This is a genomic window from Rhizobium subbaraonis, assembly GCF_900220975.1.
Lineage (GTDB): Bacteria > Pseudomonadota > Alphaproteobacteria > Rhizobiales > Rhizobiaceae > Mycoplana > Mycoplana subbaraonis.
Genome location: NZ_OBQD01000001.1, coordinates 140243 through 156321, shown reverse-complemented (window position 1 = coordinate 156321; position 16079 = coordinate 140243). Strand labels below are relative to the sequence as shown.

Annotated in this window: 15 protein-coding genes; 3 read left to right on the top strand and 12 right to left on the bottom strand. The window is 65.7% G+C overall.

Annotation, left to right across the window (positions count from 1 at the left end):
* Nucleotides 1-32 precede the first annotated feature (32 nt).
* A complete protein-coding gene (locus CRO48_RS00665; protein WP_097135438.1) occupies nt 33-1871 on the top strand; it encodes a monovalent cation:proton antiporter-2 (CPA2) family protein in 1839 nt (612 codons plus the stop codon).
* Between the two features lie 24 nt (nt 1872-1895).
* Here the strand turns inward: CRO48_RS00665 and CRO48_RS00660 are convergent, their stop codons facing one another.
* The 3 genes from CRO48_RS00660 to CRO48_RS00650 all read right to left on the bottom strand — a co-directional run bounded on the left by CRO48_RS00660 (nt 1896) and on the right by CRO48_RS00650 (nt 5406).
* Nucleotides 1896-2774 (bottom strand): patatin-like phospholipase family protein, encoded by an 879-nt coding sequence (locus tag CRO48_RS00660; RefSeq protein WP_097135436.1) that lies wholly within the window; start codon nt 2772-2774, stop codon nt 1896-1898.
* 82 nt (nt 2775-2856) lie between these two features.
* Nucleotides 2857-3417, bottom strand: a complete 561-nt coding sequence (gene rsmD / locus CRO48_RS00655) for a 16S rRNA (guanine(966)-N(2))-methyltransferase RsmD (RefSeq protein ID WP_097135435.1) — start codon at nt 3415-3417, stop codon at nt 2857-2859.
* A 3-nt stretch (nt 3418-3420) separates the two neighbouring features.
* Nucleotides 3421-5406: a pseudouridine synthase gene (locus CRO48_RS00650; RefSeq protein ID WP_097135433.1), complete on the bottom strand. Its 1986-nt coding sequence runs from the start codon at nt 5404-5406 to the stop codon at nt 3421-3423.
* 73 nt (nt 5407-5479) lie between these two features.
* On the opposite strand from CRO48_RS00650, the gene CRO48_RS00645 reads away from it, so the two are divergent.
* Complete coding sequence (locus CRO48_RS00645) at nt 5480-5932, top strand: nucleoside deaminase (protein WP_245423371.1); 453 nt, start codon at nt 5480-5482, stop codon at nt 5930-5932.
* A 71-nt stretch (nt 5933-6003) separates the two neighbouring features.
* Here the strand turns inward: CRO48_RS00645 and CRO48_RS00640 are convergent, their stop codons facing one another.
* The 9 genes from CRO48_RS00640 to CRO48_RS00605 all read right to left on the bottom strand — a co-directional run bounded on the left by CRO48_RS00640 (nt 6004) and on the right by CRO48_RS00605 (nt 15457).
* Nucleotides 6004-6777, bottom strand: coding sequence for a GGDEF domain-containing protein (locus CRO48_RS00640; protein ID WP_097135431.1), 774 nt, complete (start codon nt 6775-6777; stop codon nt 6004-6006).
* A gap of 105 nt (nt 6778-6882) precedes the next feature.
* Entirely contained in the window at nt 6883-7365 is a 483-nt protein-coding gene (locus tag CRO48_RS00635; RefSeq protein WP_097135428.1) for a GNAT family N-acetyltransferase, read from the bottom strand.
* Between the two features lie 5 nt (nt 7366-7370).
* Entirely contained in the window at nt 7371-7985 is a 615-nt protein-coding gene (locus tag CRO48_RS00630; RefSeq protein WP_097135426.1) for a hypothetical protein, read from the bottom strand.
* Nucleotides 7976-8134 (bottom strand): hypothetical protein, encoded by a 159-nt coding sequence (locus CRO48_RS32005; protein ID WP_176526609.1) that lies wholly within the window; start codon nt 8132-8134, stop codon nt 7976-7978. The genes CRO48_RS00630 and CRO48_RS32005 overlap by 10 nt, the downstream gene beginning before the upstream one ends.
* A 22-nt stretch (nt 8135-8156) precedes the next feature.
* Nucleotides 8157-11072 (bottom strand): isoleucine--tRNA ligase, encoded by a 2916-nt coding sequence (gene ileS / locus CRO48_RS00625; RefSeq protein ID WP_097135423.1) that lies wholly within the window; start codon nt 11070-11072, stop codon nt 8157-8159.
* A gap of 240 nt (nt 11073-11312) precedes the next feature.
* Nucleotides 11313-12293 carry a bifunctional riboflavin kinase/FAD synthetase gene (locus CRO48_RS00620; protein WP_097135422.1) on the bottom strand — a complete coding sequence of 327 codons (981 nt, stop codon included), beginning with the start codon at nt 12291-12293 and terminating at the stop codon, nt 11313-11315.
* Between the two features lie 17 nt (nt 12294-12310).
* Complete coding sequence (locus tag CRO48_RS00615; protein ID WP_097135420.1) at nt 12311-13159, bottom strand: TIGR01459 family HAD-type hydrolase; 849 nt, start codon at nt 13157-13159, stop codon at nt 12311-12313.
* Nucleotides 13160-13251: 92 nt separating this feature from the next.
* Complete coding sequence (gene chrA / locus CRO48_RS00610; RefSeq protein ID WP_097135418.1) at nt 13252-14688, bottom strand: chromate efflux transporter; 1437 nt, start codon at nt 14686-14688, stop codon at nt 13252-13254.
* Entirely contained in the window at nt 14624-15457 is an 834-nt protein-coding gene (locus tag CRO48_RS00605; protein WP_097135416.1) for a chromate resistance protein ChrB domain-containing protein, read from the bottom strand. Before CRO48_RS00605 ends, chrA begins: the two co-directional genes overlap by 65 nt.
* A 266-nt stretch (nt 15458-15723) precedes the next feature.
* Between CRO48_RS00605 and groES the strand changes: the two genes are divergently transcribed.
* Nucleotides 15724-16020 carry a co-chaperone GroES gene (gene groES, locus CRO48_RS00600; protein WP_097135412.1) on the top strand — a complete coding sequence of 99 codons (297 nt, stop codon included), beginning with the start codon at nt 15724-15726 and terminating at the stop codon, nt 16018-16020.
* Nucleotides 16021-16079 lie beyond the last annotated feature (59 nt).

The window sequence follows — 16079 nt, the reverse complement described above, 5'->3', positions numbered from 1 at the left end:
CATCCACATATACCGGAAGGAACCTCTTTCGCATGGCAAACACGCATGCCCTGTTCTCCGAAGCATTGCTACTCCTCGGAGGGGCCGTCCTTGCCGCGCCGATCTTCAAGAGGCTCGGGCTCGGGACGATTCTGGGCTACCTTGCCGCCGGCCTCGTCATCGGCCCGATCCTGAACTATATCCGTGATGGCGAAGAGATCCTGGGGGTCGCCGAACTCGGCATCGTCTTCCTGCTGTTTCTGATCGGGCTGGAACTGCAGCCATCCCGCCTCTGGCAGATGCGCCGGGAAATCTTCGGCCTCGGCTCACTGCAGGTGGTCGCCACAGGCATCACGCTGGCGGCACTCGCTCTGCTTCTCGGCGTCGAGGGGTGGCAGGCCGCGCTGATCATCGGCTTCGGGCTGGCGCTGTCTTCCACCGCGTTTGCGCTGCAGATCCTCGACGAGAAGGGCGAAACCAACACGCGATACGGCCAGCGGTCCTTCTCGCTGCTTCTGTTCCAGGACCTGGCGATCGTGCCGCTGCTGGCCTTGATTCCGCTTCTCGCCAAGCAGGCTCCCGAGGACACCACCTCGGCCTTTCAGGACTTCCTCGTCGCCATCGCCGCGATCCTGTCCATGCTCGTGATCGGCCGCTACGTGCTCAATCCGCTGTTCCAGATCATCGCGCGCACCGGCGCCCGCGAGGCGATGATCGCAGCCGCACTCTTCGTCGTGCTCGGCTCGGCCACGCTCCTGCAGTATGCCGGCCTTTCGATGGCTATGGGCGCGTTCCTGGCCGGCGTCCTGCTGTCTGAATCCTCCTACCGCCATGAACTCGAGGCCGATATCGAGCCCTTCCGCGGTATCCTGCTGGCGCTTTTCTTCATGGCGGTCGGGCTGTCGCTGGACATCGACGTGGTCTTCCGCAACTACCAGATCATCCTCATCGCCGTTCCCGTCCTGATGCTGGTCAAGGCGATCGTGATCTATCTGATATGCCGCCTCGGCCGCTCACCGCACAACGACGCCGTGCGGGTGGCGCTGCTCCTGTTGCAGGGCGGCGAGTTCGGCTTTGTGCTTTTCACGGCGGCGTCGGCTGCCGGCATCTTCTCGTCCGCCGTCGCCTCGCTGCTGGTGGTGATCGTCACCGTCTCCATGGCGCTGACGCCGATCGCCTCGCTGCTTTCGCGCTACCTGATGACGGAGGACGCGCGCGAGGAGATCGAGGAGGATTTCGAGGGCGCCGGCTCGGACGTGCTGATGATCGGCTTTTCCCGCTTCGGCCAGATCGCCTCGCAGATCCTTCTGGCCAGCGGCCGCGACGTGACCGTCATCGACTATTCGGCCGACCGCATCCGGCAGGCCGCGAGCTTCGGCTTCCGGATCTATTTCGGCGACGGCACCCGCAAGGAGGTGCTGCGCACCGCCGGCATCGAGCGCGCCAAGATCGTCGCCGTCTGCACGCACAAGGCTGACATCACCGACAAGATCGTCGATCTCGTGCAGTCGGAATACCCCAATGCGCGGGTTTTCGTGCGCTCCTACGACCGCATCCACACACTGTCGCTCAGGGCGCGCGGCGTCGACTTCGAAGTGCGCGAGACGCTGGAATCCGGTCTTTTGTTCGGCCGCAAGGCGCTCGAAGCGCTCGGCATGAGCGACGAGGAAGCGCTGGCGATCATGAACGACATTCGCCGCCGCGACGAGGCGCGGCTGGTGCTGCAGGCCGCCGAAGGTCTCGCCGCTGGGCGCGACATGCTGCATTCGCGCCCGGTTCGCCCCGTACGGCCGGAACCACTGATCAAGCCCAGGCACACCGAGCAGGTCGAGGAAGACGAGGACGAGGGCGGCATCGGGGCGCTGGCGGCCGGGCGGCCCACCGCCGACTGAGGAGCAGCCGACTGTGGCTCTGCATTATCCCTTTGCGCGTGCGTGACGCTCGAACTGCTCGTCGAGCGCGCGCTTGAGCTCTTCCCGCACGCCCGCGGTATGATCCAGGATTTCCCTCGCCCGCAGGAAATCCAGCACGCGGAAGCGGCCAACCTCGGGGCGCAGGAAGATATCCGGGGCGCCCTGCTTCAACTTCAATGCGATCATCGAACGCATGGTCAACTGGCTGGCGCCGTAAAGGCTGTCGACGCTGTTGGGGATCTGGCCGTCATCGCCGGTCGGCCGGCCGACGACGTCGACGCCGATCGTGATATCCGCCGTCCCTTCCAGATGATCGAAGGGCACCGGATTCCAGAGCCCGCCGTCGATCAGCACGTGCCCGTCGATCCGCACCGGCAGGAAGACCGCCGGGAGTGCTGCGGAGGCGGCGAGTGCGGGATAGAGCGCACCGCTTTCGCAGATGTGCTCGCACTGCTGGTAGAAATCCGAGGTGACGACCTTCAGGGGGATGCGCAGTTCCTCGAAGCGGTCGGGAATGTCGCCATGCAGGAAGGCGCGCAGGATCCGCTCCAGATTGAACTGGCTGACGCGCAGCCCGGATGCCCAGATGTCAGAAAGGGTGGCAGGGCGCAGGCCCCATATCCGGGAAAGCGCCTCGGTCGGCTGCCCCACGGAGGCCAGCGTGTGCTCGCGGATTTCGCGGCCGCTGAGGCCGGCTGCCATCGCTGCCCCCATGAGAGCCCCGATCGAGGCGCCTGCTATCAGCTGCGGACGGATGCCGAGTTCGTCGAGCACTTCGATGACGTGGATGTGCGCCAGACCGCGCGCGCCGCCGCCGCCGAAGGCAATCGATACGGTGGGCGTCGCAGCGGTCGTTGCAGCAGCAGGGATATCGTTCGGCATCGGGCCTCCTCGCATGTCGCAAGCCTTCACGATCGCCATGCCAGCCCCAAGCCCGAACCGCCCCCCCGGGGCGGGCACTGCCTCAGGCAGGCACGTAGCGATAAAAGTGCATTCGCGTGTCGCCGAAGGTGCGGACCTCCAGCATCTCGTAGCCTTCGACCGCTGCCGGCGTAACGTCGGCGCGCTCTTCCAGGATCGCAAGCGCGCCCGGCACCATCCAGCCGCCTTTCGCCGCCGCGTCCATCGCCTTCTCGCCAAGCCCGCGACCGTAGGGCGGATCGGCAAACAAAAGGTCGAACGGCTCCATGGTGCCGACTGCGCCGAGCGCTGTGGCATCCCGGCGGAAGATCTTGGCCTTGCCCTGCAGACCGAAGGTCTCGATGTTGGTGTGGATCAGGCCGCGCCCCTCCACGCCCTGCTCAACGAACAGCACCGCGCGGGCACCGCGCGAAATCGCCTCGAGGCCCACCGCGCCGGTGCCGGCAAACAGGTCGAGGACGCGCGCGCCCTCGAGATGTTCCGCGTAGCCGTGGCCGAGAATGTTGAACAGGCTTTCCCGCGTCCGGTCGGTCGTGGGCCGGATGTCGTCGCTCTTCGGCGTGGCCAGCGCGCGGCCGCGGAAAGTGCCCCCGACAATGCGCACGCTTCAGTTTCCTCGGCCACGCGGCTTGCCGCCGCCCGTGCGTCCCCCACCCGGCTTTCCGCCGGGCTTGCCCCCTGCCCTGCTGCCGCCAGGCTTGCCGCCGAAGGATTTTCCACCGGGCTTGCCACCAGCGGACTTCCCAAAGGAGGGCTTGCCGCCGAAGGACTTGCCGCCCGGCCTGCCACCGAAGCCGCGCTCGCCGTCTCGACCGCCGCCGGACCGGTCATCCGACCGATCGCGGGGTGGGCGGTCGCCGAAGGACCGCTCTGAAGAGAAAGACCTGCCCCGTGACGGACGGTCCTCACGCCCCCCACGATCTTCGCGCGGCGGCCGATCGCCGAAACCGCGGGGACCCCTGTCGCCGCCGAAGCCTCCGCGGCCGCCCTCATCACGCGAACGCTTTTCGGGCTCGCTGGCGCGAATCCAGTCGCCACCGTCCTCGGAACCGAGGACGCGCGCCTTGCGCTCGCCGCGCTCGGCGCCCGGACGGGCGGCAGCGGCGCGACCAGGTGCCTTCTTGCGGTCGGGATCGAACTTGTGGGTCGTCCGGGTAGCCTCGCCGTCGCGGTTGCGGCCGTAGCGCTTCGTCTTCGGCGCACCCTCGGGCCGGGCGCGGGGCTCGCGCTTCGCCGTTTCCTCGCCTTCGGTTACCTGCGCCTTCTTCTCGGCGACGGGACGGGCACCGGGCGCCATCCAGACGTTGGACTTTCGCGGGCGGTTGCCCGGTTCCCGCTTCGGATGGTCGGAGAAGCGGTCATCGTCGCGGCCGCGCCTGTCGCCGCTGTGCCTGTCGCCGCCTCTATTGTCGAAACGGTCGCCGCCGCGGGCATCGCGGCGCGTGTCGAGACGGGCGCGCGCCTTTTCGCGGCGGTCGCCATCCTTCTCGCGGAATTCGCGGCCTTCGCGTTCGCCACGGGCTTCGCGTTCGCCGCGGCCGAACCGCTCGCCCTGCGCGGGCCTATCTTCCTTCTCACCCTGGCCCTGGTCGAACAGCGGCGCCTCGAAGTTCGCCTTGGCTTCATCGATCAGGCGCGGGCCGAGCTGGTCGCGCAGCGTGCGGCCACGGATTTCCTGGGCGTGGCCCTCCGGCAACTCGCCGAGCTGGAACGGACCGTAGGAAATGCGGATCAGGCGGTTCACGTCGAGACCGAGCGCGCCGAGCACGTTCTTGATTTCGCGGTTCTTGCCCTCGCGAAGCCCCATGGTGATCCAGACGTTGGAGCCCTGCACCTTGTCGAGCGTGGCTTCGATGCCGCCATAGAGCACGCCGTCGACGGCGATGCCTTCCTTCAGCTTGTCGAGCGCTTCCTGCTCGATCTTGCCGTGGGCGCGCACGCGGTAGCGGCGCAGCCAGCCGGTGGCCGGCAGTTCGAGCACGCGGGCGAGCCCGCCGTCATTGGTCAGAAGCAGCAGGCCCTCGGTGTTGATGTCGAGGCGGCCGACCGACATGACGCGCGGCAGATCTTCCGGCAGGTGTTCGAACACCGTCGGGCGGCCTTCCGGATCGGCATTGGTCGTCACCAGGCCTGCGGGCTTGTGGTAGAGCCACAGGCGGGTGCGCTCGATGCCGCGGATCGGCTGGCCGTCGACCTCGATCAGGTCGGCGAACGTGGCGTTGAGGACGGGCGTGTCGAGCACGGTGCCGTTCACGCTGACGCGGCCTTCCATGATCATGCGCTCCACGTCGCGGCGCGATGCGACGCCGGCGCGGGCCAGCAGCTTGGAAATGCGTTCGGGTGCGGCCGCGGCATCGGCGGACGCGCGCTCTGCCGGTGCCGGTCGCGCCTTTTCGGGCTTGCCGGTGCCGCCGCGCGCTTCCTTCTTGACGCCGGCCTTTGCGGGGCCGCGTTCGGTCTTGGAGAAGCCGCCGGACTTCGCGCCCGCGGCGAAAGGCTTCTTGCCTCCCGGCTTGCGGTCGCCGTCACGGGGCTTGCGATCACGGTCGAAGGGCTTGGCGCCCGGCCGTTTTGGCTTGTCGTTGGATGTCATTTGTTGTTTGCCTAGCGTTTTGGCGTGTCGTATCAGGTCAGGCCGTCGGGGTTAAGAGGAATTCTGAGCGCGGATGACGAATAGCTTCATGGACGAGGCGCTGATCGAGGCGCGCGCGGCGGCGGAGCGGGGCGAAGTGCCGATCGGCGCCATCGTCGTGATCGACGGCGTCGTCGTCGGAAGAGGCGGCAACCGCACCCGCGAGAACAACGACGTCACCGCCCATGCCGAGATCGAGGCCATCCGACAGGCCTCGGCCGCGCTGGGACAGGAACGCCTGACCGGCGCCGATCTCTATGTGACGCTCGAGCCCTGTACGATGTGCGCCGCTGCGATATCCTTCGCCCGCATCCGCCGTCTCTACTACGGCGCCGAGGACCCGAAGGGCGGCGGCGTCGATCATGGCGCCCGCTTCTATTCCCAGCCGACCTGCCATCATGTGCCCGAAGTCTATTCCGGACTGCAGGAGACGGAGGCGGCAGCGATACTGCGACAATTCTTCAAGAACCGCCGCGAAGAAGATTGAGACGTGTCGGATACCGGCATGCGTTGCGCGCGATCACACGCCCCACGCGCCGCAGACGCCGGCGGACGACCTCAGGCCGCGGCCGAATTCACCTCGCGCCCGTCGATGACGATGCGGTTGCGACCACCGGCCTTGGCGCTGTAGAGATCGGCATCCGCCCGCCGGAAGAGGTCCACGGGCTCGAACGGCCCGTGACCGCAGGCGACGCCGATGCTCACGCTCAACGGCACCGGGCGGTTGTCGGATACGAGAATAGCGCTTGCCACCGAACGGCGGACGCGCTCGGCTACCTGAAGCGCCTGGGCGCGGTCGTGCCCCGGCAAACAGGCGACGAACTCCTCGCCGCCGATCCTGCCCCACCAGCAGCGCTCGCCGATCGCCCGGGATATCGCCGCCCCGATGCGTCTCAGCGCTTCGTCGCCAACGAGGTGGCCAAACGTGTCATTGACATGCTTGAAGTGGTCGGCATCGGCAATCAGGATCGCCACCGGCCCTGCATTGCGCCGGCTTTCCACATCGAGGTTAGCGAAGAACGCACCGCGGTTCAGCCCGCCTGTCAGCGTATCCGTGCGTGCCCTCACCTGCAGGTCGGCATGGAGGTCCTTCAGTTCCGCGTGCGCGCTCTCAAGCTTCACATGCATGAGCGCCAGCGCGTCGCGCTGCCTGGCGATGGTCTCGCTCTGTTGGAACTGCCAGGCGCTGGCAGGACCGGCGATGACGAGCGGGCAAAGGACGCTCATCCAGAAGCCCGGCCCGTCGGGATGCCCGCCGAGCAGCGGCACCAGAAGCAACACGATGCCCACGGAAACGGCCACGGACGCCGCCGTCGCCGCCGCGGCCTTCATGGCTGTCTTTCGGCTGATCCTGACCATGCGAAGAGGGATAGCCGCCGGCGGTTAACGCGAGGTGAGCCGGAGTGTGAAATCTGTCGGCATCTGGCTGACAACAGCTCAGCCGGCGGCAAATTGCTTCAGCTTTTCGCCGGAAAGGCGGTAGCGCGTCCACTCGGTCTGCGGCTCGGCGCCGATCGCCTCGTAGACGCGGATCGCCGGCAAGTTCCAGTCTAGCACGCTCCATTCGAAACGGCCGCACCCCTCCTCGACCGCAACCCTGGCGAGGTGACGCAACAGCATGGTGCCGAGCCCCGCCCGGCGGTGTTCCGGCGTCACGTAGAGATCTTCGAGATAGAGCCCGTTGCGGGCCTGCCAGGTCGAATAGCTGAGGAACCAGACGGCAAAGCCCGCGGGTTCGCCCATATCGGTCTCGCAAATCACCGCGCGGGTGACGGAGCCTGCGCCAAACAGGGAAGCGACAATGGTGTCTACCGTCGCCTCGACCTCGTGCCCGGCCTTTTCATAGACGGCGAGTTCGGTGATGAAACGCAGGATGACGCCCGCATCCGCAGGCGTCGCGTTGCGAATGCGATAGGTCATCGGGCTTAGAACGGCCACCACTTCTTCGTGCCGGAATTGGCCATCTTCGCCTCCTTCTTCCGGCGAATTTCCTTCTTGCGCTCCGGCTCGCCGAGGTCGGCCGCCGCTTCTTCCGGAAGCTTGCGGTATTCGAGCGGCGGATCGCTCAGGTAGCGGCGCTTGTCGCTATAGAGGCCCTGCTGCAGCTTGCGCGCCTCGCGATACTGTTCCTGCTGTTCCTTGGTGGAAAGCTGGCGCATCGTGTTGTTCTGGGTCTGCAGCGGCGAGTTGTAGCCGATCTTGCGCTCGTTCTCGGTCGCCTCCGCCTTCAGGCGCTCGCGCATGTCCTCCGGGCTTTCCACCCACTGCGGATTGTCGGCGGTGGAGGCCAGCGTCTTCTGCGGCTGGATCAGCGTCGCCTCGTCCTTCGGCACGACCAGCGAGCCGCGTGGCTGATAGGCGATCTTCTTGTCGCCGTTCGGCGGCCGGAGCATCACGGCGTTGCCGAGGTCGTCCATCAACTGCTCGCCGCTCGTCTTGTCGGTGCCGTAGGTCGGACCGCCAACGCAACCAGAAAGGACGGCGCAGGCGCCAAGCAGCGCTGCAGCGCCGGCCAGTCGAATTTCTCGCGTCATTGCCATGCAAACCCTTCCCGGCCAAGCCGGTGAATCGCGTCGATGAAGTTCGTCGGATGCCGTGCGGTGACGGAAAAATCCGACGATTTTCGGGCAGGAATACCGGATGAAGCGCTAAAGCGCAATTCATCCGGTAACTTAACCGCCTTGTTCACAACCTTTCGTGATCTCGCCACCTCAGGCGGCGATGCTGAAGCCGATCTCGCGAAGGGCGGCCGCATCGCGCGCCGAGACGTCCGGGTAGTCCGGATCGGAGCCGACATCGGTGGTGATCCGCCATGAACGGGCGCACTTGGCGCCTTCCGCCAGCTTCGGCTCGACAGCCACGCCCGCGACCTCCTGCAGGCGGAAGGCTTCGGCCGGGCCCTCGCCCGAGACCAGCGTGATCCCAGACGTGATGCAGATCTCGGCGAAGTCCTCGCCTTCAAGCGCCGCCATCAGTTCCGCATCGGTGACGTAGACCACGGGGGCTGCCTCCAGCGACGAGCCGATCCGCTTCTCGCGGCGCTCGATCTCGAGCGCGCCGGTGACGACGGTACGCACCGTGCGGATCTTCTCCCACTTCTGTTCGAGCGCGTCGTTCTTACACTCGGCCGCAATTTCCGGGAACTGCTCGAGATGGACCGAGACCGCGTCGGGCTTGCGCGACAGCCAGGCTTCTTCCGTGGTGAACGGCAGCATCGGCGCCAGCCACAGGACGAGGCAGTCGAACAGCTTGCGGATGACGGCGAGCGCCGCACGACGGCGCAGGCTGGACGGTGCGTCGCAGTAGAGCGCGTCCTTGCGGACGTCGAAGTAGAAGGCCGACAGCTCGACGTTGGCGAAGTCGATCAGCGCGCGGGCGATCTTCTTGAAGTCGAAGGCGTCGTAGCCCTCGCGCACGAGCTTATCCAGCTCGGACAGCCGGTGCAGCATCAGCTTTTCCAGCTCCGGCATGTCGGCATAGGCGATCTCCTCGCCCTTGTCGTGGGCGAGCGTGCCGAGCATCCAGCGGATGGTGTTGCGCAGCTTGCGGTAGGCGTCGATGTTGGTCTGGATGATCGTCTTGCCGAGGCGCTGATCTTCCCAGTAGTCGGTGGTCATGACCCACAGGCGCAGGATGTCGGCGCCGGCGTCCTTCATCACGTCCTGCGGCGAGACGACGTTGCCCTTCGACTTCGACATCTTCTCGCCCTTCTCGTCCATCGTGAACCCGTGGGTGACGACGGCGTTGTAGGGCGCGCGGCCGCGCGTTGCGCAGCTTTCCAGCAGCGACGAATGGAACCAGCCGCGATGCTGGTCGGAGCCTTCCAGATAGACGTCGGCCGGCCACTTCAGGTCGGGGCGGTCTTCCAGCGTGAACGTGTGGGTCGAGCCACTGTCGAACCAGACGTCGAGGATGTCCATCACCTGCTGCCACTTGTCGTGGTCATGGTCGTTGCCAAGGAAACGCTCCTTGGCGCCGTCGGCGAACCATGCGTCGGCGCCTTCCTTTTCGAAGGCTTCGAGGATGCGGGCGTTGACGGCGTCATCGACCAGCACGTTGCCGTCCTCGTCGGCGAAGATCGCGATCGGCACGCCCCACGCCCTTTGACGGGACAGAACCCAGTCCGGGCGACCCTCGATCATGGCGCGCAGGCGGTTCTGGCCGGCGGCGGGGACGAAGCGGGTGTCGTCGATGGCAGACAGCGAGCGCGAGCGCAGCGTGGTGCCGTCGCCGAGTTCCTTGTCCATGTAGACGAACCACTGCGGCGTATTGCGGAAGATCACCGGCTTCTTGGAGCGCCAGGAATGCGGATAGGAATGCTTCAGCCGGCCGCGGGCAAACAGCGCATGGCGGGCGATCAGCGCCTTGATGACGCGGTCGTTGGCATCGCCCTTCTTGCCCTTGTCGTCGATGACGCGGGCGGGACCACCCTCGGCGTCGGGGCCGAAACCGGGCGCGTCGAGCGTATAGAAGCCGGCGTCGTCGACCGGGAACGGGATCGCCGACGAGATGCCGCGGGCTTCCAGTTCGCGCGCCTTGTCCATCCAGGCGTCGAAGTCCTCGCGGCCGTGGCTGGGAGCGGTGTGGACGAAGCCGGTGCCGGCATCGTCGGTGACGTGGTCGCCATCGAGCAGCGGCACCTTGAAGTCGTAGCCGCCGCCAAGCCCGTGCAGCGGGTGGGCGCAGGTGATGGCGGCAAGTTCATCGGCCTCGATGTCGCGGACGAAATTGAAGGTCAGCTTGGCCTTGGCGGCGGATTCGTCGGCCAGGCGCTTCGCGAAGATGAGCTTCTCGCCCGGCTGCGGGCCGAAGTCGTTCTCGGCGGTCGCCACCTCATAGAGCCCGTAGGCGTAGCGCGAGGAATAGGCGATCGCGCGGTTGCCGGGGATCGTCCAGGGGGTCGTGGTCCAGATGACGACGAAGGTGCCGGCGAGTGCGTCCGGGCCTTCCTTCACCGGGAACTTCACCCAGATCATGTCGCTCTCGACGTCGGCATACTCGACTTCAGCCTCGGCGAGCGCGGTGCGCTCGACAACCGACCACATGATCGGCTTGGAGCCGCGGTAGAGCTGGCCGCTTTTCGCGATCTTCATCAGTTCGCCGGCGATGCGGGCTTCGGCGTGGAAGTTCATCGTCGTGTAGGGGTTGTCGAAGTCGCCCTCGATGCCGAGGCGCTTGAACTCTTCCGACTGGATCTTGATCCAGCCGGTGGCGAACTCACGGCATTCTTGGCGGAACTCGTTGACCGGGACCTCGTCCTTGTTCTGGCCCTTCTCGCGGTACTTCTCCTCGATCTTCCATTCGATCGGAAGGCCGTGGCAGTCCCAGCCGGGGACGTAATTGGCGTCATAGCCGCGCATCTGGAACGAGCGGTTGATGACGTCCTTCAGGATCTTGTTCAGCGCATGGCCGATATGGATGTTGCCATTGGCATAGGGCGGTCCGTCGTGGAGCACGAACTTCTCGCGGCCGGCGGCAGAGGCGCGCAGCTTCTTGTAGAGGCCCATCTTCTGCCAGCGGGCCACCGTTTCCGGTTCCTTCTGCGGCAGGCCGGCGCGCATCGGGAAATCCGTCTGCGGCAGGTAGAGGGTGGAGGAATAGTCGATCTTCTCGGACGTGTCGGTCATGGCCTGGCTATCGCTTCATCGCGCGGGTGAACGCGCGCACATTAAAGGGGATCTGTCTGTCGGTGACGGCGGAGGCGCGGCATTGCACGCCCAAATACCCGGACCTTCCGGCCTCGCTCAGAGCGCGCGGAAGGCCGGGCCACTAATTCGGGATATGAAAATCAACCTGTGTGGCGCCATGGTGGCGGTTGTTTATGCGCTTTTGCCTGAAAAAGGAAGGGGGCGCGCGCAATCGGGCGATCAGAATGCGAGCTTGGCGTCGATCGCACCCAGAGGACGGATACCGGCCAGAAGCGCCCTCGCCTCTTCGGCGTCGCGCTTCATCTGCACGACCAGCGCGTCCAGCCCGTCGAATTTCAGTTCGTCGCGCAGATGCTCGAAAAAGGTAACGCTACAGATCTCGCCGTAGAGGTCGCCTGCAAAGTCGAAGACGAACGTCTCCAGAAGCGGCGCGCCGTTGCTGTCCACCGTGGGGCGGCGGCCGAAGCTTGCGACCCCGTCATAGAGCGTGCCGTCGGCGCGGCGGAAGCGGACCGCGTAGATGCCGGTGCGCAGGGCGACCTCGGGGGGCAGTTGCATGTTGGCGGTCGGGAAGCCGAGCGTGCGGCCGAGCTGCTTGCCACCGATGACTTCGGCCTCGACGGAATACCGATAGCCGAGCAGTCCGGCCGCTTCCGTGACTTCGCCGTCCGAAAGCAGCGCGCGGATACGGCTGGAGGAAATCACCTCGGCCGCCTCGTCGCGGAAGGCGTCGACCAGGGTCACGCCGAAGCCGTGCTTCTGGCCGGAGGCGATCAGGAACGCGGGGCCGCCCTCGCGGGCATTGCCGAAATGGAAATCGAAGCCGGTGACGACGTGGCCGGCGTGCAGCCACTCCACCAGTACCTGCCGGACAAAATCCGCCGCCGACATCTGCGAGAACTGCCGATTGAAGGGATATTCGATGACCGCCGCAAAGCCCATGCCTTCCAGGATACGCGCCTTCAGCGGAGCCGGCGTGAGACGGAAGACCGGCTGGTCGGGACGGAAGACGGTGCGCGGGTGCGGCTCGAAGGTCAGAAGCAGCGCCGGCACGCCGCGCTCAGTGGCGATATCCAGGGCGCGCTGCAACACGGATTGATGCCCGCGATGCACGCCGTCGAAATTGCCGATCGCGACCACGCCGCCGCGCAGATGCTCCGGGAGCGGCTCCTTCGTCTCGTTGCGATGGAATACGGTCATGGCGTTCGTCCGTCCAGTTATCGCAGGCGCGGCATCCACCACTTCGGCGAAGCCTGCTCGCGCGCCAGGAACGCCTCGAGCTTCACTTCGTCCGTCCTGCCGTCAGCGACATACTCCTGCGCATGGATACCGCCGGATATATAGAGGACGTCAAGCCCGAAGGCTTCGGCGCCGCGGACGTCGGTCGGCATGCCGTCGCCGATCGCGATCACGCGCGACAGATCGAAGGCTCCGCGCACCTCGCGCGCCTCCTCGATCGTCTTTTCGTAGATCGGGCGGTGCGGCTTGCCGGCGATGAGCGAGGTACCGCCCAGTTCGCCGTACAGGTTCGCAAGCGCGCCCGCACAGGGGATCAGCCGGTGCCCGCGCTCGACCACGAGGTCCGGGTTGGCGCAGATGAAGGCAAGGTGGCGGGCGGCAAGCTTTTCCAGCTCGGCCCGGTAGTCCTCGGCCGTTTCCCGCTCGTCGTCGCGGAACCCGGCGCAGACGACGATGCCGGCCTCTTCCGCGGAGACCACCTCGACGCCGAGCCCGTCGAGCAGCGGATGGTCCTTTTCCGCTCCGATGAAATAGATCTTTTCCGGCCCGGACGAGATCAGCGCACGCGTCACGTCACCCGAGGTGACGATGCGATCATAGGCTTCGTCGCGTACGCCGAGGCCGCGGATCTGCACCTTCACGCCCGGATACGGGCGTGGCGAATTCGTAATCAGCACGACCGTCAGGCCGGCGGCACGGGCCGCGGCAAGTGCCTCCGAGGCGCCGGCAAAGGCTTCGACGCCGTTGTGCAGGACGCCCCATACGTCGCACAGCACGACATCGTACCGGTCGGTAATTTCGCTGAAAGAGTGGATGCGCTTGGCCATGCTGATATTCCGATGCTTTTCAGAGCCCGGCTGACATCGCAAAGCCGGAAAGAGAAAACAAGGGCCTCGGCCGAATTTTGCCGGGCCGTGGCCTAAATGACAGCGCTCAGCACAAAACCGGCGACGGCGCATGCCAGCAGCGTATAGACGATGCCGAGCTTGAGGCGGAACAGCAGGAACGCCGCGGCTGCCGTCAACAACAACGCCCACACGTCAAGCGACGACGGGTCGGGCCACGCCATCGAGACCGGACCGGCATTTAGCGTGCCGACCTGCCGGAAGAGGACGTGAAGGCCGAACCAGACTGCCAGATTGAGGATGACGCCGACCACGGCGGCGGAGATCGCGGCGAGCGCGCCCGAGAGGGCCGTATTCGCCCGTAGGCGTTCTACATGGGGAGCGCCGAGGAATATCCAGAGGAAGCAGGGGACGAACGTGACCCACGTCGTCAGGAACGCCCCGAGCAGGCCGGCAACGAGGGGATCGAGGCCACCGGTATCCCGAAAGGCTGCAAGGAAGCCGACGAAGGAGAGTACGAGGACCAGCGGTCCCGGCGTCGTCTCGGCCAGCGCCAGGCCGTCCAGCATCTCGCCGGGCTTCAGCCATTGATAGCTATCGACGGCCTGCTGGGCGACATAGGCCAGCACGGCATAGGCGCCGCCGAATGTCACCACCGCCATCTTGGAGAAGAAGACGCCGATCGCGGCGAAAGCGCCGGGGCCTGAGGGAAGCAGCGGCAGAAGTGCGAAGGGTGCTGCCCAGAGCAGGGCGCCGACAATGATTATACCGAGCGATGCCCCGAGGCTACGCCGCCTGTCAGCAAACGCGTCTCCGATCACAGAGGGCTTGTCTGGCGCATGCGCCCTGTGGCCGGCCGGCGGTTGCAGGAGGTCTGGGGACGACCGCGCGGCAAGGTAGCCGGCGATGCCCGCGACAGCGATAACCAACGGAAACGGCAGTGCCAGAAAGAAGAGGCAGACGAAGGCGAGCGCTGCCAGAAAGCGCGCGAACGGCGTCTTCAGCGCGCGGCCTGCAACCCGGAGCAGCGCCTCGAGGACGATGGCCAGCACCGCAGCCTTCAGGCCGAAGAAGAGATTTGGCAGCCAGTCGGTGCGCTGGAAAAGCGCGTAGGCCGCCGACAGCGCACACATGACGAGAAAACCCGGCAGCACGAACAGCGTTCCCGCGACGATGCCGCCGCGCGTGCCGTGCAGGAGCCAGCCGATATAGGTCGCCAGTTGCTGGGCCTCGGGCCCTGGCAGCAGCATGCAGTAATTCAGCGCATGCAGAAACCGGCTCTCCGAGATCCACCGCCGATCTTCGACCAGTTCCTTGTGCATCAGCGCGATCTGGCCGGCCGGACCGCCGAAGCTCAGGAGACCGATGCGGATCCAGACGCCGAGCGCCTCGCGAAAGGACGGATGCGGCGGCGCCGAAACTTCGGCGCCGCCGGAAAGCGCGGGCTTATCCACGGTCGTCCCTCTTGCGCGGCGTGTGCGAGACCCAGTCGTGCTTTTCGTCGGTGGCATCGCGCGCCCAACGGTAGAGCGCATCATAGACGAGCATGCCCACCTCGAGTTGTTCGAGGTCATCGGCATACGTGCGTGACAAGCCGAGCGAGATCGCAAGCAGACCCGCCGCCTGCGGCGCGAGATCGGGCCGGTTGGTGTCTGCACCACGCACGATCCTGGCAACGTTCTTCAGCGCAGGAAATTCCAGTCCGAATTCATCCACCATCAAGTCGAAACTGCACAGCTCGCCGCGATGGCTCCAGAACACGCCCTCCACATCGAAGGGGGTTGCGGCGAACCGCTCGGCTACCGCCCCCACTTCCGAAGGCGCGACGAAGAGAAATCTTGCCGCGGGATCGACGAACCGCCGGATCAGCCAGGGGCAGGCGATCCGGTCGATCTTCGGACGCGAACGCGTGACCCAGAGCGTGCCGCCGATCGCTCGTTCTTGCGGCAGGCTCTTGACGGGAACGAGCGGCAGGGAAGCCTCCTGCCATGCGGCAAAGCCGCCTTCGAGGATTTCGGCCTGTGCACCGGCTAGACGCAGGAAGGCGGCAACGCCTTCGCTGAGCTTCAGCCCCCGTTGGCAGGCAACGACCACGCAACGATCGCGATAGGCCGCGGCCCAGGCCTCGACATCGGCGTGACCTTTGCGGATTGACGATGGCAACAGGGAGGGCGCGGCGGCGAAATCATCGTCGTCGCGCACATCGATGATAACAGGCGCTTTCGGCGTACCGATCAGTCGCGCGAGTTTGTCCGGAGATATTGCGTTATAGGAGGCCATGATACGTCCCTCTGTGGATATTAAAGGACGCGAAGTTCGGCATGGCGCCTCGTGGGGCATTCGCAAACCCCATGCCACTGTTAAACATAATCCCACCAATCAAGTCAATCGATCGGGGTGACCAACTTTTTTGAGAGCCAATTCTTGACTCCATCCGGACCCAAGCCTATCTCGGAGCCGCTAGCACTCACTAACGACGAGTGCTAACACCCATCCAACGGGTCGGCTCCCGATCCGGAAATGTCATTTGATCGAGGGATTAGACAATGGCAAGCACCAACTTCCGTCCGCTCCACGACCGCGTCGTCGTACGTCGCGTCGAGTCCGAGGAAAAGACCAAGGGCGGCATCATCATTCCGGACACCGCGAAGGAAAAGCCGCAGGAAGGCGAGATCGTCGCTGTCGGCTCCGGCGCCCGTGACGAAAGCGGCAAGATCGTCGCTCTCGACGTCAAGGTCGGCGACCGCGTCCTGTTCGGCAAGTGGTCGGGCACCGAAGTCAAGCTCAACGGCGAAGACCTTCTGATCATGAAGGAAGCCGACATCATGGGCATCATCGGCTGATCCTGCCGATACCTTCTTTTCCGATTTATCGCTGACACCCCTTTCCAGGAGTTCAAGAA

Coding starts and splice junctions, on each gene's coding strand:
- CRO48_RS00665 (WP_097135438.1), top strand. CDS start 33: ATGGCAAACACGCATGCCCTGTTCTCCGAAGCATTGCTACTCCTCGGA.
- CRO48_RS00660 (WP_097135436.1), bottom strand. CDS start 2,774: ATGCCGAACGATATCCCTGCTGCTGCAACGACCGCTGCGACGCCCACC.
- CRO48_RS00650 (WP_097135433.1), bottom strand. CDS start 5,406: ATGACATCCAACGACAAGCCAAAACGGCCGGGCGCCAAGCCCTTCGAC.
- CRO48_RS00645 (WP_245423371.1), top strand. CDS start 5,480: ATGACGAATAGCTTCATGGACGAGGCGCTGATCGAGGCGCGCGCGGCG.
- CRO48_RS00640 (WP_097135431.1), bottom strand. CDS start 6,777: ATGAAGGCCGCGGCGGCGACGGCGGCGTCCGTGGCCGTTTCCGTGGGC.
- CRO48_RS00635 (WP_097135428.1), bottom strand. CDS start 7,365: ATGACCTATCGCATTCGCAACGCGACGCCTGCGGATGCGGGCGTCATC.
- CRO48_RS00630 (WP_097135426.1), bottom strand. CDS start 7,985: ATGGCAATGACGCGAGAAATTCGACTGGCCGGCGCTGCAGCGCTGCTT.
- ileS (WP_097135423.1), bottom strand. CDS start 11,072: ATGACCGACACGTCCGAGAAGATCGACTATTCCTCCACCCTCTACCTG.
- CRO48_RS00620 (WP_097135422.1), bottom strand. CDS start 12,293: ATGACCGTATTCCATCGCAACGAGACGAAGGAGCCGCTCCCGGAGCAT.
- CRO48_RS00615 (WP_097135420.1), bottom strand. CDS start 13,159: ATGGCCAAGCGCATCCACTCTTTCAGCGAAATTACCGACCGGTACGAT.
- chrA (WP_097135418.1), bottom strand. CDS start 14,688: ATGCCACCGACGAAAAGCACGACTGGGTCTCGCACACGCCGCGCAAGA.
- CRO48_RS00605 (WP_097135416.1), bottom strand. CDS start 15,457: ATGGCCTCCTATAACGCAATATCTCCGGACAAACTCGCGCGACTGATC.
- groES (WP_097135412.1), top strand. CDS start 15,724: ATGGCAAGCACCAACTTCCGTCCGCTCCACGACCGCGTCGTCGTACGT.